Raw genomic sequence first — 17,704 nt, forward strand, 5'->3', positions numbered from 1 at the left:
TCGGGGTTATGCGGGGAAGTGGGAAGGGAAGCATAGTATAGTGGATTTGCGGGGAAGGCGTGCAGTGTGAGGAGGGCGCGGGGTTTCAGGTAGCCTCAATCCTTGGCCAAGGGCGCAAACCCTGCAAACTGCCGCACGGCCTTTTGCCAGCTTTCGGGGGTTTGGAACTGCATTTCGCCGTTGTCGATGCGTTGGGCGACTTGGGTGGTGCGGGCCTGGGTGAGTTTGGTGCCGCTTTCTGCGTCGCGCAGGGTGTAGTCGATGCGCAGGCAGCTTTCGTATTCGGTTACGGCTATTTCCACGCGGATTTTTTGGCCGAAGCGGGCGGGGCGGATGTATTTGAGGTCGAGCTTTACCACGGGCCAGGCGTGGCCGTGCTTGAGCATCACGGTGTAGTTGTAGCCGATGGCGTCGAGGAAGGCGCAGCGGGCGATTTCGAGGTATTTGACATAGTGGCCGTGCCAGACGATCTGCATCACGTCTACGTCGAAAAAGGGAACTTCGATCTCGGTGTGGTGGCGGCAGTAGATGTGTTTAGCCATGTGGGGCATTACTCCAGAAGTCGTAGAAGTTGAACCATTGCAGGGGGGCGCGCGCGGCGTGGGCGGCCAAGACGTCGGCGTACTGTTGAGCCATGTTTTCGATCACTTGTTTGCGGGTGGCGGCTGTCCAGCCAGGGGCGGGCCGGAAGCGTTTGAGGCAGAGGTGGTAGCGGCCGTGTTCTTTTAACGCGAAGACGGTGTTGGTGGATGCATGCAGCAGGCCGGCGAGCAGCCAGGGGCCTTGCGGCAGGCGGGCGGTGTGGCCGAGGAAGTTTACCGGCACGGTTTTGTTGCCGCGCACGGGGGTGCGGTCGGCGGCGATGGCGAGCCATTCTCCGGCGTCGAGTTTTTGCGAGAGTTGGAGCATTTTGGCGGCGTCGAGCTCGGCTACCTGAATCAGCTGCAAATCGCTGGCACCGGCGGCTTTGAGGGCGCGGTTGAAATCTTCGGCGTGGGCGTTGTGCACGAGCACGTTGAGTTTGAAGCCTTGGTGGTGGGAGACGAGGGCGCGGCACACTTCGATGTTGCCCAGATGCGAGCAGATGAGGATTTGGCCGCGTACGTTGTGGTTGTCTATATCGGCATACAGGTTGTCGGGGTCTTCCACCACGAGGTCGGGCACGGTAATTTTATGCTGCCACACGGCAAAGCGGTCGGCCACGGCTTGGCCGAAGGCGGCGAATTGGCGGTATACGGAGAAACACGCGGGCAGCGGTACGGTGGGGAAACTGGTTTTCAGGTAGCCTTGATATTGGCGCACGCTGCGGCGTTGGGCGGCGGAAGTGAGGTAGAAATAGGCGGCAACGAGGGCGGCGATGCCGTGCACCGGCCACAGGGGCAGGTAGCGCACCAGCCATTCGGTAATCTTGAGGAAGAGGCGGTGGCCGCGTTCGCGCTGTGCCGACCAATGCGCCTGTTCGGTTTGTGCGGCTTGAGGCCGTCTGAAAAGGCGGCCGAGGCGGCGGGCAACCATGCCGCAAAACAGGCGGGCATGCATTTTGCTGATGAGCAGGTTGTCGCGGCGCAGGTTGAAGTGCGATACGCCACCCGCTTCGTAGCGCACGGGCGTGTCCAGCCACACGAAGGGCGCGCCCGACCAATGCAGGCGAATGAGGATTTCGTTGTCGAAATCCATGCGCTCGCCGATGATGCCGCCGCCGTATTGGATGGGCAAAACGGCCTCCAGCGGATAAACGCGGAAGCCGCACATGCCGTCTTTGATGTCGAACGACCAAGTGTGCAGCACGTTCCAAAAATCGGTGATTTTGCGGCCGTAGAGGCGCGATTTAGGCACGTCGCCGTCGTATACCGGCCGGCCGCACACCACGGCCTGCGGCCTTTCACGCGCGGTTTCGACAAAACGCGGGATGTCGGCGAAGCTGTGCTGCGCATCGGCATCAATCTGCAAAACGTGGCTGAAACCTTGTTCCGCCGCCAGCTTGAAGCCCCATTTCATCGCGCTGCCTTTGCCGCCGTTCACCGGCTGGAAGGCCACCTGAACGCCCTCTTCGCGCAAAGCCTCCAAACCGGCGCGGCAGTCTTCGCCCGAGCCATCGTCCACCACCAAAACGGGTAAACCGCAATGGCGCAGGGCGGAAACCACCTGCGGCAGTGTGCCGAGGTGGCGGTAGTGGGGAATGACGGCGAGGAGCTTCATGATTGGGCGGCGGTGGGAAAGGCTGGATTGTAGCAAAAGGGCGGAAGGGCTACCTGAAAGCGCAGCTTCAACGAAGCCAAACTTAACTCTCCCCGTTCTGCTTCCCTTCCAGCATCTCCCACCGCTCCAATTTCTCCAGCAGCAGCATTTCAATTTCCTCCGCCCGCGCCTGCAGGCTGCCTGCTTTTTCGTAGTCTTTGAAGATTTCGGGGTCGGAAAGTTGGACGTTCAAATCGGCCTGTTCGGCTTCCAGTGCGGCGATTTCGTCGGGCAGGGCGTCGAGTTCGCGCTGTTCTTTGTACGACAGCTTGGCCGTGCGGTTGGGCTTGGGCTTGTCTTTTTCAGACGGCCTTTCGGGCTTGGCGGCGGGGGCGGAGGCAGCCTGCACTTTCTCTTCGCGCGCTTTGGCGTCGGCATAGTCCTGATAGCCGCCGATGTATTCTTTCAGACGGCCTTCTCCTTCAAATACAATGCTCTGCGTAATCACGTTGTCCAAAAACATGCGGTCGTGGCTGACAAGGAACACGGTGCCGGCGTAGTCGCGCAGCAGTTCTTCCAGCAATTCCTGCGTGTCGATGTCCAAGTCGTTGGTCGGCTCGTCCAGCACCAAAATATTGGCGGGGCGGGTGAACAGTTTGGCCAGCAGCAGGCGGTTGCGCTCGCCGCCGGAGAGCGACGAAACGGGCGACTGGGCGCGGGCGGGATGGAACAGGAAGTCTTCCAGATAGCCCATCACGTGCCGCTTTTTGCCGCCGATTTCCACATAATCGTTGCCCTGGCCGAGCGTGTAGAACACGGTGTCGTTTTCGTTCAGCGCGCTGCGGAATTGGTCGAAATACGCCACTTCCTGCTTGCTGCCGAGGCGGATTTTGCCTCCGGTGGGCGCGAGTTCGCCCAAAATCAGCTTTAAAAACGTGGTTTTGCCGATGCCGTTCGCGCCGATTAATCCAATCTTGTCGCCGCGCTGAATCACGGCGGAAAAATCGTTCATAATCAATTTATTGTCGTACGCAAACGAGGCGTGTTCCAGCTCGGCGACGATTTTGCCGCTTTTTTCGCCCGAATCGAGCTTGAACGATACCTGCCCCTGCCGTTCGCGCCGCGCCGCGCGTTGTTTCCGCAATTCTTCCAAACGCTTAACGCGCCCTTCGTTGCGCGTGCGCCGCGCTTCGATGCCTTTGCGAATCCACGCCTCTTCCTGCGCGTGGAATTTGTCGAACAGGCGGTTGTGTTCGGCTTCCACGGCCAGTTCTTCCGCCTTTTTCTCGCTGTATTTGGCGAACGAGCCGGGATAGGAGCGCAGGCTGCCGCGGTCTAGCTCAACAATGCGGTTGGCCACATTGTCCAAAAAGCGGCGGTCGTGGGTAATCACAATCAGGCTGCTGGCAAAGGTTTTCAGCAGGTTTTCCAGCCACAAAATCGCGTCGATGTCCAAATGGTTGGTCGGCTCGTCCAGCAGCAGGATGTCGGGCTTCTGCACCCACGCCTGCGCCAGCGCGACGCGCTTTTTCTGCCCGCCGGACAAATTGGCGATTTTCTCATTTTCAGGCAGCCCCAGCTCGCCAATGGTTTGGCTCACCAGCGCATCGAACTGCCAGCCGTTTTGCGCTTCGATTTGGTTTTGCAGTTCGTTTAATTCTCTGATTAGGCTGTCGTTCTGCCTGTTGGCCAGTTCGCGGCCGATTTCGTGGTAACGCCGCAGCACGTCGCGCAGGCTGCCCAGCCCTTCAGACACAATGTCGAACACGGCGGCCGCGCCGTCGAAAAAGCTTTCCTGCGGCACATACACGGTTTTCAGCCCGTTTTGCAGGATGAGCCGGCCGTCGTCGGGCTTCTGCACGCCGGCGAGGATTTTCAGCAGGCTGGATTTGCCCGCGCCGTTGCGCCCGATAAGCCCGACTTTGTCGCCCGCGGCCAGTTGGAAAAACGCTTTGTCGAGCAGGGCGACATGCCCGAAGGCGAAGGATAGGTTTTCGGCTTGGAGGATGGTCATGGGTGTCCTTGGGGTGGATGTTTCAGGGTTGCAGCCTGCATTTGGTTTCCAGATGGGGTTTCAGGCAGCCTGCAGGCGGTAGGTCGGATACAAGTATCTGACCTACAGCTGCTACATCCGTTCAAATACCAAATCCACAAATTCACGCCGTACCAGTTTGCCGCTTTTGCTGACTGCCCAATCGTGGCTGCGCTGTTCAAGTAAGCAACGCAACGGCAGGTTGTCAGTTAGGGCATGGATGTCGGTGGCGTTGTAGAACGTGAAGCCGTGAGCTGCAAACGGCAATTTGGACATGAATTCTTTTTCACAAAAATTCAGGCACAGTCGGCCGGCGGGTTTCAGCACGCGACAGAATTCGGACAACATGAGCGGCGCATCGTCCCCAAAATAGACGGTGTTGACTGACACGGTTTTATCGAACGAGGCATCGGTAAAGGGCAGCGCGCCGCCGTCATACAGCAAATAATCTGCCTGCCCTGCGGCAATAAACGGCGCGTTGAATGCCTGCGCCTGCTCACACATCAATGGCGAAATTTCCAAGCCGGTGTAGTGCAGGTCGTTCGCCTGCGACAGGATGTAGCCCAGCAGACCGCCGTTGCCGCAGCCGGTTTCTAAGATCTTGTCGCCGTTTCGCAGGCGGGCGGCGGCGAACGCGCTGATGATTTGGGCCAGGTTGCGCAGGTTCATCACCTGCCCGAACAGCACTCCCACTTCATCATGCGGACAGCGCAGTTGGGCGGCAGTTTGTTCAGCGGATAATTCCATTATGGCTCCTTAATGTCTGTAGTTTAAGCAGGTGTAGTGTAGGCAGATGATACAAATTGCCGATTGTTGTAGGGTGGGCATTTATGCTTATGCGGTTTCAGGTAGCCCCAAATACAAAACGTGCGGGTAGCAAGTGTCCACCTTGCTCATAGCTTATGGCTTGCCGCGACAGATAATATAACCTACATCCCCTGCGGATGAGCCCATGAAAGATACATGTATGGGGTGTCGGCAGTTTGGTAAAACGCCAATGTGGGAAAGTTGGCAATATTGTTTGCCGTAATTTGGTGTACGGTAATACTTTCCAAATCCAAAATCTATTTTGTAGGCGGATGTTTTCAAACTAAAAATAAGCAACGTTTTGGAATAACAGTGTTTCTCCGTTGTTTTAAAAACAGTTGCAGCGTTTGTGCGGCAGGGTTGTGGTGGTGACTGTGGATTTCTTTGTCGTGGTACATTTTTGCGGCGGGTGGTGTTGGGCAGGCAAAAGCCGTCTAAAAATCAAGCTTTCCGGCAGCCTGACAGGGGTTCCAGGCTCGAAATTCGGTCTATGTGTTGTACGGTTTATGAAATTCCCAAGCATCATCATGCCCTTTGAATGCGTGAGCCTTGCTTGACTGATGAGCCTTATTGAGCATTTCGAACGTCTGCTCTGGCTCGTTTAAATGCGGATGAGCCTCGCCGATAGCGATTATAGTCATCATCATGGGATCTATTCAGGAATTTGATTAGGCTGACAGCCAATTTCCAAGGCTTCTTTAATAGCGTTTCTGTTTTGTCCAAGCAATCGTAATTAAAGCCCGCATTATTTAGTTTTTCAGTCAAGGTCGCTTATCCTGTGGTTGCGTAGGGCGATTTTGTGGTTCAGGCTACCTGAAAACCATTCAAATCGTTGTTCGTACGAAATTTTGTGATAATATTGAAATGTTAATTTTAACACTTAGGAGAGCCTCATGTTGTGGATTGTCCTTCTTTTATCGGCTGCGTTGAGTGTGGTGGGCGTGATGGTGTACAACCGTTTAGTGATTTCGCAGAACCAATACCGCAACGCCTTCTCCCAAATCGGCGTTCAGCTGCAACGTCGGCATGACCTGATTCCCAATTTGGTGGCTGCCGCCAAAGGCTACCTGAAACACGAAAATGACACCTTTACACAGGTTACGCAGGCGCGCAATCAGGCCGCTGGCGTGCTGGGTGGTGCGCGGCCGGAAAATGCGGAAGCGGTGGCGCAGCTTTCTGCTGCCGAAACCCTGCTCACCCAAGCTGTGCGCAGCTTGATGGTGCAGCTTGAGGCCTATCCAGATTTGCAGGCTGCCGCCAATATGCGCCAGCTGGCCGAGGAAATTACCAGCACGGAAAACCGTATCGCCTTCGCCCGCCAGGCCTACAACGACGCAGCCATGGGCTACAACACGCTGCGCCAGCTGTTTCCGCACAGCATTATCGCCGCCTATTTCGGGCACCGGCAGCCAGCACAGCTTTTGGAGTTTCCCGACCGCGCCAAACACCAAGTGCCGCCTGAGGTGCGGTTTTAAGGGTAGATAATGAGGTTTTCAGGTAGCCTTTTTGAATCCATTCGGTATGTCCAAGGCTGATGTGGTTTTTGCATGGGTGACAAGTTGCTCCAGCTATATGTGCTCTGCAGGCTAGGACAATAGTAAGGCAAAAAGTGTTTTCAGGCAGCCCTTTCAAAATGCGAAGAGGCTTGAAAATATTTTGAACAATAATAACAACATATTACCATAGCCCGTAGAACGCCAATCGCAGCATGCAGAAAAACCGCTTGAAAGGACATGCCCTTTCAAGCGGTTTGGTTTCGCTAAAGCTAGAGTCAGCAGCAGCGACCGCCGTTGGCGCCACAGCGGCGTTTGCGGCAGTAATCTGCAAACTGCTGTTCGGTCATCACCGGTGCGTTGGGGTTATAGCGCCTTTGGCGTACCACATAGTTGGCGTAATCCGGTACGCCCACCATCAGGTTGGCGGTCAACTTGGCTGTTTTCCAAGCCTGATGTAGGTGCTGTTTCAGTTTATGCTTCATTCACGGACTCGGTGTTTGCGCCGGCGGTTTCGTTACGGAATACCGGCGGGATTTCGTGGGCGGTGGCCCAGCCGACTTTGCGGGCTTTCATGGCTACTTGGAAGCCGTAAACAGCCACAACTACCACCACAGCCAAGAACAGCACGGTCAGGCCGGAGTTCACATAGTCGTTGAACGCGATGCGGCTCATTTCTTCGGCGGTTTTGGCTGGAGCCAGGATTTCGCCGTTGGCCAAGGCTGCTTTATATTTGGCAGCGTGAGCCATAAAGCTGATGCGCGGGCTGGAATCGAACACTTTCTGCCAACCGGCATAGCAAGTTACCACTAATACGCCGATAGACGGTACCAAAGTAACCCAAATGTAGCGGTCGCGTTTCATCTTAATTAGAACCACGGTACACAGGATCAAGGCCACGCCTGCTAGCATCTGGTTGGCGATACCGAACAGTGGCCATAGGGAGTTAATACCCCCCAGCGGGTCGGTTACCCCGGTGTAGAGGAAGTAGCCCCACAGAGCCACGGCTATGAAGGTGGCAATCAGGTTGGCCGGCAGGCTGTCGGTGTTGCCGAACGGTTTGTAGAAGATACTGCCCAAGTCTTGAATCATGAAGCGGGCCACACGGGTGCCGGCGTCCACTGCAGTTAGAATGAACAGAGCTTCAAACAGCAGCGCGAAGTGATACCAGAACGCCATCATGCCTTCGCCGGGAATCAACCGGCTCATGATGTGCGCCATGCCCACGGCCAGAGTCGGCGCGCCGCCTGCACGGGACAGGATGGTGAGCTCGCCCACTTCTTTGGCAGTATGCAGCAGAGTGGCCTCAGTTACCGGGAAGCCCAGCTGGGTGGTAATCACGTGTGCGGCATTGGCAGCATCGGTGCCGATGAGGGCAGCCGGGCTGTTCATGGCGAAATACACACCAGGATCAAGCGAAGCAGCAGCAGCCAGCGCCATAATAGCCACAAAGCTTTCCATAATCATGCCGCCGTAGCCGATCATACGCACGTGTTCTTCGTTTTCCACCATTTTCGGGGTGGTGCCGGAAGAAATCAGGGCGTGGAAACCGGATACCGCACCGCAGGCGATGGTAATGAATAGGAAGGGGAAAAGGCTACCTGAGAACACCGGGCCGGAGCCGTCGATAAAGCGGGTAACGGCGTGCATTTGCAGCGGCGGGCTAACAATAATGATGCCCAAGGCCAATGCAATGATGGTACCGATTTTCAAGAAGGTGGAAAGGTAGTCGCGCGGAGTGAGCAGCAGCCATACCGGCAGTACGGAAGCGATAAAACCATAGATCATTACCGCCCAGGCGATAGACAAGCCTTCCAAGTCGAAGATATGCCCGAAGGAGCTTTCGGCCACATTTTTACCATACACAATCGCCAACACCAGCAGGATAAAGCCGACGATGGAAATCTCGCCGATTTTGCCTGGACGGATATAGCGGGTGTAGATACCCATAAACAGGGCAATCGGGATGGTGGTGGCGATGGTGAAGGTACCCCACGGGCTGTGGATCAAGGCTTTCACCACAATCAGCGCCAGCACGGCCATAATGATCACCATGATCATCAGAATACCGATGGAGGCAATCACGCCAGCCACGGTGCCCAGCTCTTGTTTAACTATATCACCCAAGGATTTACCGTCGCGGCGCATGGACACGAACAATACCATCGCGTCCTGAACCGCACCGGCAAACACTACGCCGAAGATAATCCACAGCGTACCAGGCAGATAACCCATCTGCGCGGCTAGTACTGGGCCTACCAAGGGGCCGGCGCCGGCAATGGCGGCAAAATGATGGCCGAACAGCACACCTTTGTGCGTCGGCACATAGTCCAAGCCATCGTTGTGGCGCTCGGCCGGCGTGAGCCGGTTGGGATCGAGCTGCATTACGTTTTTGGCAATATAGAGGCTATAAAAGCGGTAGGCAATAGCATATACGGAGACGGCAGCAATTACCATCCAGACTGCACTTACCTGTTCACCGCGATGGATAGCCAAAGTGGTAAAGGAGGCCAAGCCAGCCAGCACCACAGCACCCCATATCAGGAAGCTTTTGAGTTTGTTCATGATAACAACACTCCGATTCAACAAAAATAAAACGGCTGTCCGGCCAGGCCGTACTGCCCAACTTCGGCAGCCCCCTATCCGGTAATCGGACGTTGTACCATTAATAAGGCACAAACGTCTTAAACTACCAAACAGTATAAGCTTAACATATTTGTGGAAATAATTACGTTAAATTTTCAAGAGCCAGCTGCTATTTTTGCCATGTTTTAGACAGAAAAGCCTAAATTCAGTACAAAAATGCACTTAAACAAGGATGATTTGACTTAAATCAATAAACAGCTATATAGATTTAAAGTAAATTGCCAGATTTTACAAAAAATCGGTCGGGAGAAAGATTAAAAGATTGCTTTGTGGGGTTTGGCCACGCTGACGCTTTCAGGTAGCCTTTGGCTGGTTTCCCGGCCAGATCATGCAAGCCTGCGGCTTGCTGCTTTCTTCCGTGAGGGGATAGGGTTTTCAGGCAGCCTATTAGGCTTCGGGCAATCGTCAAAGTGGCAGTGGCCAAAGGCTACCTGAAAACAGCAAAACCGGACAGCTGTGTGCCTGCCCGGTTTTTGTGGTTCAGCCGATAATCCTGATACCCCGCCTACTGCGCGGGCTGTGCCGTTTTGGCAGGGGCTTTCCGGTAGCGCCCGGCCATGGCTTTATACACCATGCTTTCGTAACGCATGGCTTGATAGCGGGCTTCAAGCAGGCTTTGCGCACCGGAATATTCGGTGTTCAGCGCGGAAAGCCAATCTTTGAGCTCGTTGCGGCCGTGTTGGTAGCGCACACGGTAGTAGCGGCTGTTTTCGGCATCGAGCCGGTGGCGGCGGCGCTGGTTTTCCAGGGTTTGGCGGCTGGCGCGGTATTGACGGTAGTTGGTATCGACTTCGTTGAGCGCGGTGGTGAGGGCTTTTTCGAAGGCGAGTTTGGCGTTTTCAAAGTCGGCTTCGGCGCTGCGGTCTTTCCAGTGCATGGTGCGCCAGTTGAGGAAGGGCAGGTTGAGGCTGACGCTGCCGCCCAATATCGGCACATTGAACAGGTTTTTGCTGTGTTCGGACGAGGTGCTCAGCGCGGCGTTCAGCGTGATGCTGGGATACCAGCTGCGGTATTGCGCCTGCTGGCTTTTGAGGGCGGACTGCAAGCGGTAGTCGGCGGCGATGAGGTCGGGGCGGGCGGCGAGGGTGGAGACGGGCACATCCAAATCGAGCTTGCCGCCTTCGGGCAGGCGGAAGGATTCGGGCGGCACGGCCATGGCCTGGCCGGGGCGCAGGTTGAGCAGGTTGCGCAGGGTGGCTTCGGTGTTGCTGCGGCTCTGTTGCAGGGAAAGCAAGCTGTTTTCGGCGGCAAGCAGGGATTGCTCGGCCTGGGTAACCTCAATCGCGGCCACGCGGCCGTGGCGGTATTTGCTGCGGGCGATTTGCAGGATTTGTTTGTATTGCTCGATGGTTTTTTCGGTGAGCTTGATGGCTTCGTTGAGATAGGCTACCTGAAAATAGGCATCGGCCACATTGTTGATTACGGTGAGGCGGGTGGCGGCCAAGTCTTGCTCGGTGGCGCGCTGTTCCCACGCTTGGGCGGAGGCGGCGGCGTTGAGTTTGCGCCACAAATCGAGCTCGTAGCTTAAGCCGAGCTGGCTGCTGTAACTGTGGCTGTTTTGGCGGGTATCGAGGTTGCGGTTGGCATTGGCGCCGAGCGAAGCGTTGAATTCGGGCACGAGGTTGGCGCCGAGGATGTTGGCCTGATACAGGGCTTTGTTCACGCTGACGGCGGCCTGCTTCAAATCCACATTGTTGGCCAAGGCCTGCGCCACCAGGGCGTTGAGCCCGCTGTCGCCGAAGCTTTGCCACCAGTTGCCTTCGGTTTGGTAGGCGCAGCCGGCGGGATCGGGGCAGCGGCCGCTTTCGCCGGCGGCGGTTTGCACGCTGCCCTCGCGCCGGGCTTGGGCGAGGCCGATTTGGGTGTTGGGGGTTTGGTCGATGGCGCAACCGGCGAGCAAAAGCAGAGCCAGCGCGGCCGCACGGATGGGCAGGTGGGTTGTGTGGTTCATAAACCCTCGTTTCTTGGTTGGGTGTCGGGTGGGTTTCAGGTAGCCTTGGTTGCCGGTTGTAGGCTACCTGAAAATATCAGGCAGCGTTTTAGCTTCGTGGCTTCTCACGCTCCCAGGGGGTCTCTAATCGCGCGACAGGGCGGTAATCGGGTTGAGCTTGGAAGCGTTTTTGGCGGGCATGAAGCCGAACAGCACGCCGATGAAGGTGGAGCAGCACACCGCGCTCACAATCGACCAGGTGGAGAATGACATGGCAAACTCGCTGGCCAGAGCGTTGAAGCCCAAGCCGATTAAATATGAAAGCAGAATACCGGCTGCGCCGCCGATGAGGCAGATGAGCACGGCTTCAATCAGAAACTGCTGCAAAATATTGCCCTGCCGCGCGCCGATAGCCATGCGTACGCCGATTTCCTTGGTGCGCTCGGTTACCGACACCAGCATGATGTTCATCACGCCGATGCCGCCAACCACCAATGAAATCAGGGCGATACAGGAGATCAGCAGAGTCATCGCACCGGTGGTTTTTTCGATGGTCTGCTTGATGCTATCGCTGTTGCTGGTGAAGAAATCTTCTTTGCCGTGCCGCGCCAGCAGCAGCTCTTTGATGCCCTGTTCGGCCACGGAGGTGCTCACATCGTCGCGGATTTTTACGGTTACCGAGCTGATATAGCGTTCGCCGGAAATGCGGTTCATCACCGTGGTGTAGGGCGCCCACATTTGCAGGCTGTCGTTGCTGCCGAAGCCGCTTTGGTCTTCGGCACTGATGCCGATCACACGCAACGGGCGTTTGCCGAACAAAATGGTTTGGCCGATAGGGTTGGTGCCTTCCGGGAACAATTGTTTGCGGGTGTTCGGGTCGATAACGACGACTTGCGCGGCGGTGTCCACGTCGTCTTGGTTAAACAGCCGGCCTTGATCGAGCTTGATGCCGCGTACGTTGAAATACTGCTCGCCCGCGCCGTAGAGCTGGGCGGTAACGTTGGTGTTGCGGTAGGTGGCGGTGGCGCTGGAAGTGGTCGTCGGAGTAACGCTATCGACATAGCTTTGCTTGCCGATGGCTTCGGCATCGGCAATGGTAAGCGTGCGGATGCGGCCTCGGTGGCGGTCGCCGAAGCCTTTGCCGGGATACACGCCGATGGTGTTGGTACCGATAGCGCTGATGTCGGAAAGGATTTTCTCCTGCGTGCCGCGCCCCAGCGCCACCACGGATACCACTGAAGCAATGCCGATAATGATGCCGAGCATGGTGAGCAGGGAGCGCATTTTGTGCGCCATAATGGCCTGCACCGACATTTTGAAGGCTTCCACAAACTGGTCTTTATAAAACAGCCAAGATTGCTTTTCGGTGCGGCTTTCCACGCTGCTGGGTGGGATTTCGGCATTTTTGCTGGTGTCGGCGATGATTTCGCCGTCTTTGATTTCAATCACGCGGTTGGCGAAGGCGGCGATTTTCGGGTCGTGCGTAACCAAAATAATGGTGTGGCCTTTGGCGTGCAGCCCGCAGATAATTTCCATCACCATTTCGCCGCTGTGCGAATCGAGCGCGCCGGTGGGCTCGTCGGCCAGGATGATTTCGCCGCCGTTCATCAGCGCGCGGGCAATGGAAACACGCTGCTGTTGGCCTCCGGAGAGCTGGTTGGGCTTGTTGTCTTCCTTGCCTTCCAATCCCAAGTCGGCCAGAAGCCGGGTGGCACGTTCATACCGCTCTTTCTGATCCATGCCGGCATACACGGCGGGCAGCGCCACATTTTCGCGCGCGCTCAATGCGCCCAAGAGGTTGTAGCGCTGGAAGATGAAGCCGAATTTGCGCCGGCGCAGCGCGGCCAGCTCGTCACCGCTCATCTGTGCGGTTTCCACACCATTGATTTGATACGAACCGGAAGAGGCGCTGTCGAGGCAGCCAAGGATGTTCATCAGCGTGGATTTACCGGAGCCAGATTGGCCAATGATGGCGATGAAATCGCCTTTTTGGATGGTGAGGTTGATGTCTTTTAAAACATGAACGCGGTTGGCGCCTTCACCAAAATAGCGGTTGATATTACGGCATTCGATTAGGTTCATATGCGTATGGATTTTGTTGTGGCAGGAGCCACCTGAAAGCATAACTTCAACGAAGCTGAAACAGAGCGCCGCGGAGTTGCTGCAAAGCTAAATTGTCTATACGGCTTGGGTTGAGGGTTTCAGGTGGCCTTAACTTAAGACAGGAGTACGGTGAAAGTGTCGGGTAGTCTGCAGGCACATCTGCTGTCCGATACCTCTTATTACATCGGCGGACCACCCTGCCACTCTTTCACCGTGCCATCGCTCTCCGACACGATCACTTTCTCACCCTCTGTCACGCCCGATTTCACTTCGGTGAGTGTGCCATCGCTGATGCCCACGGTAATGGTGCGCTCTTCCACCTGATTTTCCGCTTTCAGCACGCGCACATAGCGCTCGCTGCCGCGCTGCTTCACGGCGGTGGCAGGAACAGTGAGCACGTTTTTGGCTTCACCGATCACGATGTTGTTTTGCGTGGTCATGCCGATGGCAAGCTTACCGTCTTCGTTCGGTACGAGGGCGCGGGCGTAGTAGTAGATGGCGGTGTTGGTAGTGTCGGTGCTAGTGGTGTAGCTGCCTTGCGACATGGTAGTCAAGCCCGGATCAATGCTCTCCAACTTGGATTCCCGTTCGCTATTGGGGTCGGCCAGGGTGGTGAACAGTAGGGTTTGGCCGGCTTTCACGCGGGTTATGTCGCCCTCGGCAATCTGCATTTTATTCAGCATGCGGCTCAAATCGGCCACTTGGCCGATGGCGGGTGTGCTCTGCGCCGCATTCACGGTTTGCCCTTCTTCCACTTTCACTGAAACCATCGTGCCGGAAATCGGCGCGGTGATGCGGGTGTAGCCCAAGTCGGCTTCGGCCGTGTTGATGGCAATGCGGGTTTGGCGGATGGAAGATTGCAGCTCGCCCACCTGCGCCTTGGCGGCGGCATACGAGCCCTGCGCGCTTTCCAGCTCTTCTTTGGAAGTGGCATTTTCCGCCCACAAGGCCTGCTCGCGGCGGTATTTGCGCTCGGCGTTTTGCAGTGCCACCCGTGCAGATACGAGCTGTGCCTGATAGGTTTCCAGCTTGGCCTTGTTTGTGTTCAGTGTGTTGAGCTGGGTGGTGGAATCGATTTCGGCGATGAGGTCGCCTTTTTCCACATGCTGCCCGAGCTTCACATACAAGTGCTTGATTTGACCGGAAGCCTGGGCGCCCACGTCTACCAGCTGCGCAGCAGAGATTTCGCCGGTGGCGGATACGGTTTGGCGCACGTCGGCACGTTTCACCTCTTCGGTGAGATAGGTGGTTGGCGGCTTGCTTGGATTCAAAAAGGCATAACCAGCCGCACCCACGGTCAGCGCAGCCATTGCCCACAACGTCCATTTCAATGGTTTTTTCATTTTGCTCTGCCTGCCCTTTCCGGCAGCTGTTGGGAAATGCGGCTATTCTAGGAAACTGTCGCTGTTTGCGCCATCTGATTAACCTATCCTTACCCCGGTGGGACTTTGTTGGCAGGGTTTTACGGAAATTAGGGCTTGTGCGGGGAAAGCTACCTGAAAACAGCTGCTCAGGCACAATCGTTTCAGGTGGCCTCTTGACTCAAATACCGTGCTACCACCGCTTAAAGATCAGCGACGTATTCACGCCGCCGAAGGCGAAGTTATTGTTCATCACGTATTCGGTGTCGATGTGGCGGCCGGAGCCGGTGAGGTAGTCGGCTTCGCCGCAGCGGGGGTCGATGTCGTTCAGATTCAGCGTGGGGGCGAACCAGCCGCTGCGCATCATTTCGATGGCAAACCAGGATTCGAGCGAGCCGCAAGCGCCGAGGGTGTGGCCGAGGTAGCTTTTTTGCGAGCTGATGGGAACGTGGCCGAACACGGCGGCGGTGGCTTGGGTTTCGGCGATGTCGCCCTGTTCGGTGGCCGTGCCGTGGCCGCTGACATAGCTGACGGCAGAGGGCGGCAGTGCGGCGTCTTCGAGGGCGAGCTCCATGCAGCGTTGCATGGTGCGCATCTCGGGGCGGGTGATGTGGCTGCCGTCGCAGTTGGCACCGTAGCCGACGATTTCGGCGATGATGTGCGCGCCGCGTGCTTGGGCGTGTTCCAATTCTTCCAGCACCATCATGCAGCCGCCTTCGCCGAGCACGAGGCCGTCGCGTGCGGTGTCGTAGGGGCGGGGGGTAAGTTCGGGCTCGCCGTTGCGGCGGCTGGCGGCGTAGAGGCTGTCGAACACGTAGGCTTCGGAGGGGCAGAGCTGGTCGGCGCCGCCGGCCAGCATCATGGGGATTTTGCCGTATTTGATGGCTTCGTAGGCGTAGCCTATGCCTTGGCTGCCGGAGGTGCAGGCGCTGGAGGTGGGAATCAGGCGGCCGGTGAGGCCGAAGAAGATGGCCACGTTGGCGGCGGTGGTGTGCGGCATCATGCGCACATAGGTGTTGGCATTGAAATTGTTGGGCTGGTGGGCGAGCAGCAGGCCGATGTCGAGCACGTCGGCAGTGCTACCGCTGGAAGAGCCGGCAGCCACACCCATGCTGCCGTTGCGGATGGCGGGGTCGCCGAGCAAGCCTGCCTGCTTCAGCGCTTGTTCGGCGGCATCGGTGCAGTATTGCGCCAAGGGGCCCATGCTGCGCAGCTGTTTGCGCGTCCAATGTGCAGGCGGCGCGTAGGCAGGCAGCGGTGCGCCGAGGCGGGTTTCCATCTCGGGGAAGGCATCCCACGCCTCCATGCGGCGCACGGCGTTTTTGCCTGCGCGGAAAGAGGCTTCGATTTCGTGCCACTCGCGGCCGAAGGCACACACCGCGCCCACGCCGGTAATCACCACCCGTTTGGTTTTCATCAACACAATCCTCCGTTTACCGCAATTACCTGCCGCGTGATGTAGGCGGCGTGTTCGCTCATTAAAAAGCGCACGGCATGCGCCACTTCTTCAGGCAGCCCCATGCGCTGCGCCGGAATGGCTTTCAAAATTTCCTCCATCGGCACGTTTTCATCCAAAATTTCCGTATCGATCAGGCCGGGGGCAACGCAGTTGACCGTAATCTTGCGTTTGGCCAGCTCTACCGCCAAAGCCTTGGCCGCCCCGATCAGCCCCGCCTTCGACGCGCTGTAGTTCACCTGCCCGCGGTTGCCGATCAGGCCGGACACGGAGGCCATGCACACAATCCTCCCTGGCGCGCGGCGGCGGATCATCGGCATGATGAGCGGGTGCAGCACGTTGTAGAAGCCGTCCAGATTGGTGCGCAATACGCGGTCCCAATCTTCGTCTTCCAGCGCGGGGAAGGCATTGTCGCGCGTCAGCCCTGCATTCAGCACCACGCCGTAATACGCGCCATGCTCTTCAATATCCGCTTCCAGCACGCGGCGGCATTCGGCGCGGTCGGCCACGTCAAACTGCAGCACCCGTGCCTGCCGCCCTAACGAACGGATTTGTTCCGCCACCGCCTCGGCATCCGCCATGCGGCTGCGGCCGTGCACCACAATGTCGAATCCGTCTTGCGCCAAGGCCAAAGCGGCCGCACGGCCGATGCCTCGGGTGGAGCCGGTGATGAGGATGGTTTGGGTCATGATGGGGTTCCTTTGATATGGGTTGGAGGCGGCCTATGCTGAGTGGAGGCTACCTGAAAACAAAGCGCGGCAAGTTTCCACAAAGCTGAAGTTTGGGATGTATTTGGATTGGATGCGCAGCACGTGGATTGTACCTGCGAACCGGATTTGTCGGAATGGCTATGCGGCTGTTTTGGCATTTCGTTGCCGTTTCATATTTTTGGATGGCATTGAAATTCTGTTTTCAGGTAGCCTTTAGCAGCTGAAGGCTACCTGAAAGAGTGGATTTTAATGAGATTAAATGAGGGCCGGCCTCCGTATGCGGGTGGAAGTTTTGGTGAGGCTTCGTGAGCTAGTATGGAATTGAAGGTATGGATTGAGTGATACAATACCCATGCTTCATTACCCTTCAGGAGGGAACATGCTTCAATGCTTTACCGACCCGAACGAAAACATCTTATGGCAGGGCAAGCCGCACCGTTTTTTATACGTATTGGGCAATCCGCTGATTTATCTGTTCGCCCTGTGCTGGGGCTTGTTTGACTTGTTTTTTATCGGCAAGTTTAATGCCGCATCGCACGGTTTGTTCCCGTATGTGAATTTTTTATACTTTTTCATCTGGCTCCGGTGTGGTACGAAATTTTTTCGCCGGTTTACCGCTTTTTAAACTGGTACCGCATCGATTATGCGCTCACCGATAAACGCCTGTATTTCACTTCCGGGCTGATCGGGCTGGATATTGCCAGTGCCGAGCTGCCTGAAGTGCAGAATTTGCGGGTGTATGTAGGCGTGTTGGAAGCCATGTTCAAACGGGGCACGATCCGCTTCGGTGGCAGAAATGCCCTGCGTTATGTGGAAAATCCCTACGAAGTGTATAAGCTGATTCAGCAAACCGCTGTGGATATCACCACAGACCGCCAGTTCCCCAACCAATTGCGTCCCGAAGAAAACCCAGGCTACCACACCCGATATAAGCCTTAATGTGCGCAGGCTGTAAAAAGGCCGTCTGAAACAGATTAGCTGTTTTCAG

The 17,704-nt window shown here is 56.6% G+C and carries 13 protein-coding genes and 1 pseudogene; 2 read left to right on the forward strand and 12 right to left on the reverse strand.

Annotation, left to right across the window (positions count from 1 at the left end; all coding sequences use genetic code 11):
• Positions 1-95: 95 nt before the first annotated feature.
• The 5 genes and pseudogenes from A7P97_RS01485 to A7P97_RS01500 form a co-directional block, all read right to left on the reverse strand.
• On the reverse strand, positions 96-542 hold the full coding sequence (locus A7P97_RS01485) for a thioesterase family protein (RefSeq protein ID WP_067530029.1): 447 nt from the start codon (positions 540-542) through the stop codon (positions 96-98).
• Positions 535-1,677: a glycosyl transferase family 2 gene (locus A7P97_RS01490; RefSeq protein WP_067530085.1), complete on the reverse strand. Its 1,143-nt coding sequence runs from the start codon at positions 1,675-1,677 to the stop codon at positions 535-537. The genes A7P97_RS01485 and A7P97_RS01490 overlap by 8 nt, the downstream gene beginning before the upstream one ends.
• A 75-nt stretch (positions 1,678-1,752) precedes the next feature.
• A pseudogene (locus tag A7P97_RS10540) lies at positions 1,753-2,199 on the reverse strand (glycosyltransferase family 2 protein); the annotation flags it as partial.
• An 82-nt stretch (positions 2,200-2,281) separates the two neighbouring features.
• Positions 2,282-4,192: an ATP-binding cassette domain-containing protein gene (locus A7P97_RS01495; RefSeq protein WP_067530030.1), complete on the reverse strand. Its 1,911-nt coding sequence runs from the start codon at positions 4,190-4,192 to the stop codon at positions 2,282-2,284.
• Positions 4,193-4,303: 111 nt separating this feature from the next.
• Positions 4,304-4,957: a class I SAM-dependent methyltransferase gene (locus tag A7P97_RS01500; protein WP_067530031.1), complete on the reverse strand. Its 654-nt coding sequence runs from the start codon at positions 4,955-4,957 to the stop codon at positions 4,304-4,306.
• Between the two features lie 953 nt (positions 4,958-5,910).
• On the opposite strand from A7P97_RS01500, the gene A7P97_RS01505 reads away from it, so the two are divergent.
• A complete protein-coding gene (locus tag A7P97_RS01505; protein ID WP_067448709.1) occupies positions 5,911-6,492 on the forward strand; it encodes a LemA family protein in 582 nt (193 codons plus the stop codon).
• Between the two features lie 296 nt (positions 6,493-6,788).
• Here A7P97_RS01505 and A7P97_RS01510 read toward each other — a convergent pair whose 3' ends face one another.
• The 7 genes from A7P97_RS01510 to fabG form a co-directional block, all read right to left on the reverse strand.
• On the reverse strand, positions 6,789-6,995 hold the full coding sequence (locus A7P97_RS01510) for a YbdD/YjiX family protein (RefSeq protein WP_067448708.1): 207 nt from the start codon (positions 6,993-6,995) through the stop codon (positions 6,789-6,791).
• On the reverse strand, positions 6,985-9,075 hold the full coding sequence (locus A7P97_RS01515; protein WP_067530032.1) for a carbon starvation CstA family protein: 2,091 nt from the start codon (positions 9,073-9,075) through the stop codon (positions 6,985-6,987). Before A7P97_RS01515 ends, A7P97_RS01510 begins: the two co-directional genes overlap by 11 nt.
• 586 nt (positions 9,076-9,661) lie before the next feature.
• The gene (locus A7P97_RS01520; RefSeq protein WP_082887558.1) at positions 9,662-11,107 is read right to left on the reverse strand and encodes a TolC family protein; all 1,446 of its coding nucleotides are present in this window, start codon (positions 11,105-11,107) and stop codon (positions 9,662-9,664) included.
• 123 nt (positions 11,108-11,230) lie between these two features.
• Entirely contained in the window at positions 11,231-13,168 is a 1,938-nt protein-coding gene (locus tag A7P97_RS01525) for a MacB family efflux pump subunit (protein WP_067530033.1), read from the reverse strand.
• A gap of 200 nt (positions 13,169-13,368) precedes the next feature.
• Positions 13,369-14,532, reverse strand: a complete 1,164-nt coding sequence (locus A7P97_RS01530; RefSeq protein ID WP_067530034.1) for an efflux RND transporter periplasmic adaptor subunit — start codon at positions 14,530-14,532, stop codon at positions 13,369-13,371.
• 211 nt (positions 14,533-14,743) lie between these two features.
• Positions 14,744-15,967 carry a beta-ketoacyl-ACP synthase gene (locus A7P97_RS01535; protein WP_067530035.1) on the reverse strand — a complete coding sequence of 408 codons (1,224 nt, stop codon included), beginning with the start codon at positions 15,965-15,967 and terminating at the stop codon, positions 14,744-14,746.
• A complete protein-coding gene (gene fabG / locus A7P97_RS01540; protein ID WP_067530036.1) occupies positions 15,967-16,695 on the reverse strand; it encodes a 3-oxoacyl-ACP reductase FabG in 729 nt (242 codons plus the stop codon). Before fabG ends, A7P97_RS01535 begins: the two co-directional genes overlap by 1 nt.
• A 606-nt stretch (positions 16,696-17,301) precedes the next feature.
• Between fabG and A7P97_RS01545 the strand changes: the two genes are divergently transcribed.
• A complete protein-coding gene (locus A7P97_RS01545; protein ID WP_197474155.1) occupies positions 17,302-17,655 on the forward strand; it encodes a PH domain-containing protein in 354 nt (117 codons plus the stop codon).
• Positions 17,656-17,704 lie beyond the last annotated feature (49 nt).

The organism is Eikenella sp. NML070372, assembly GCF_001648415.1.
In the GTDB taxonomy this organism is placed as follows: Bacteria; Pseudomonadota; Gammaproteobacteria; order Burkholderiales; family Neisseriaceae; genus Eikenella; species Eikenella exigua.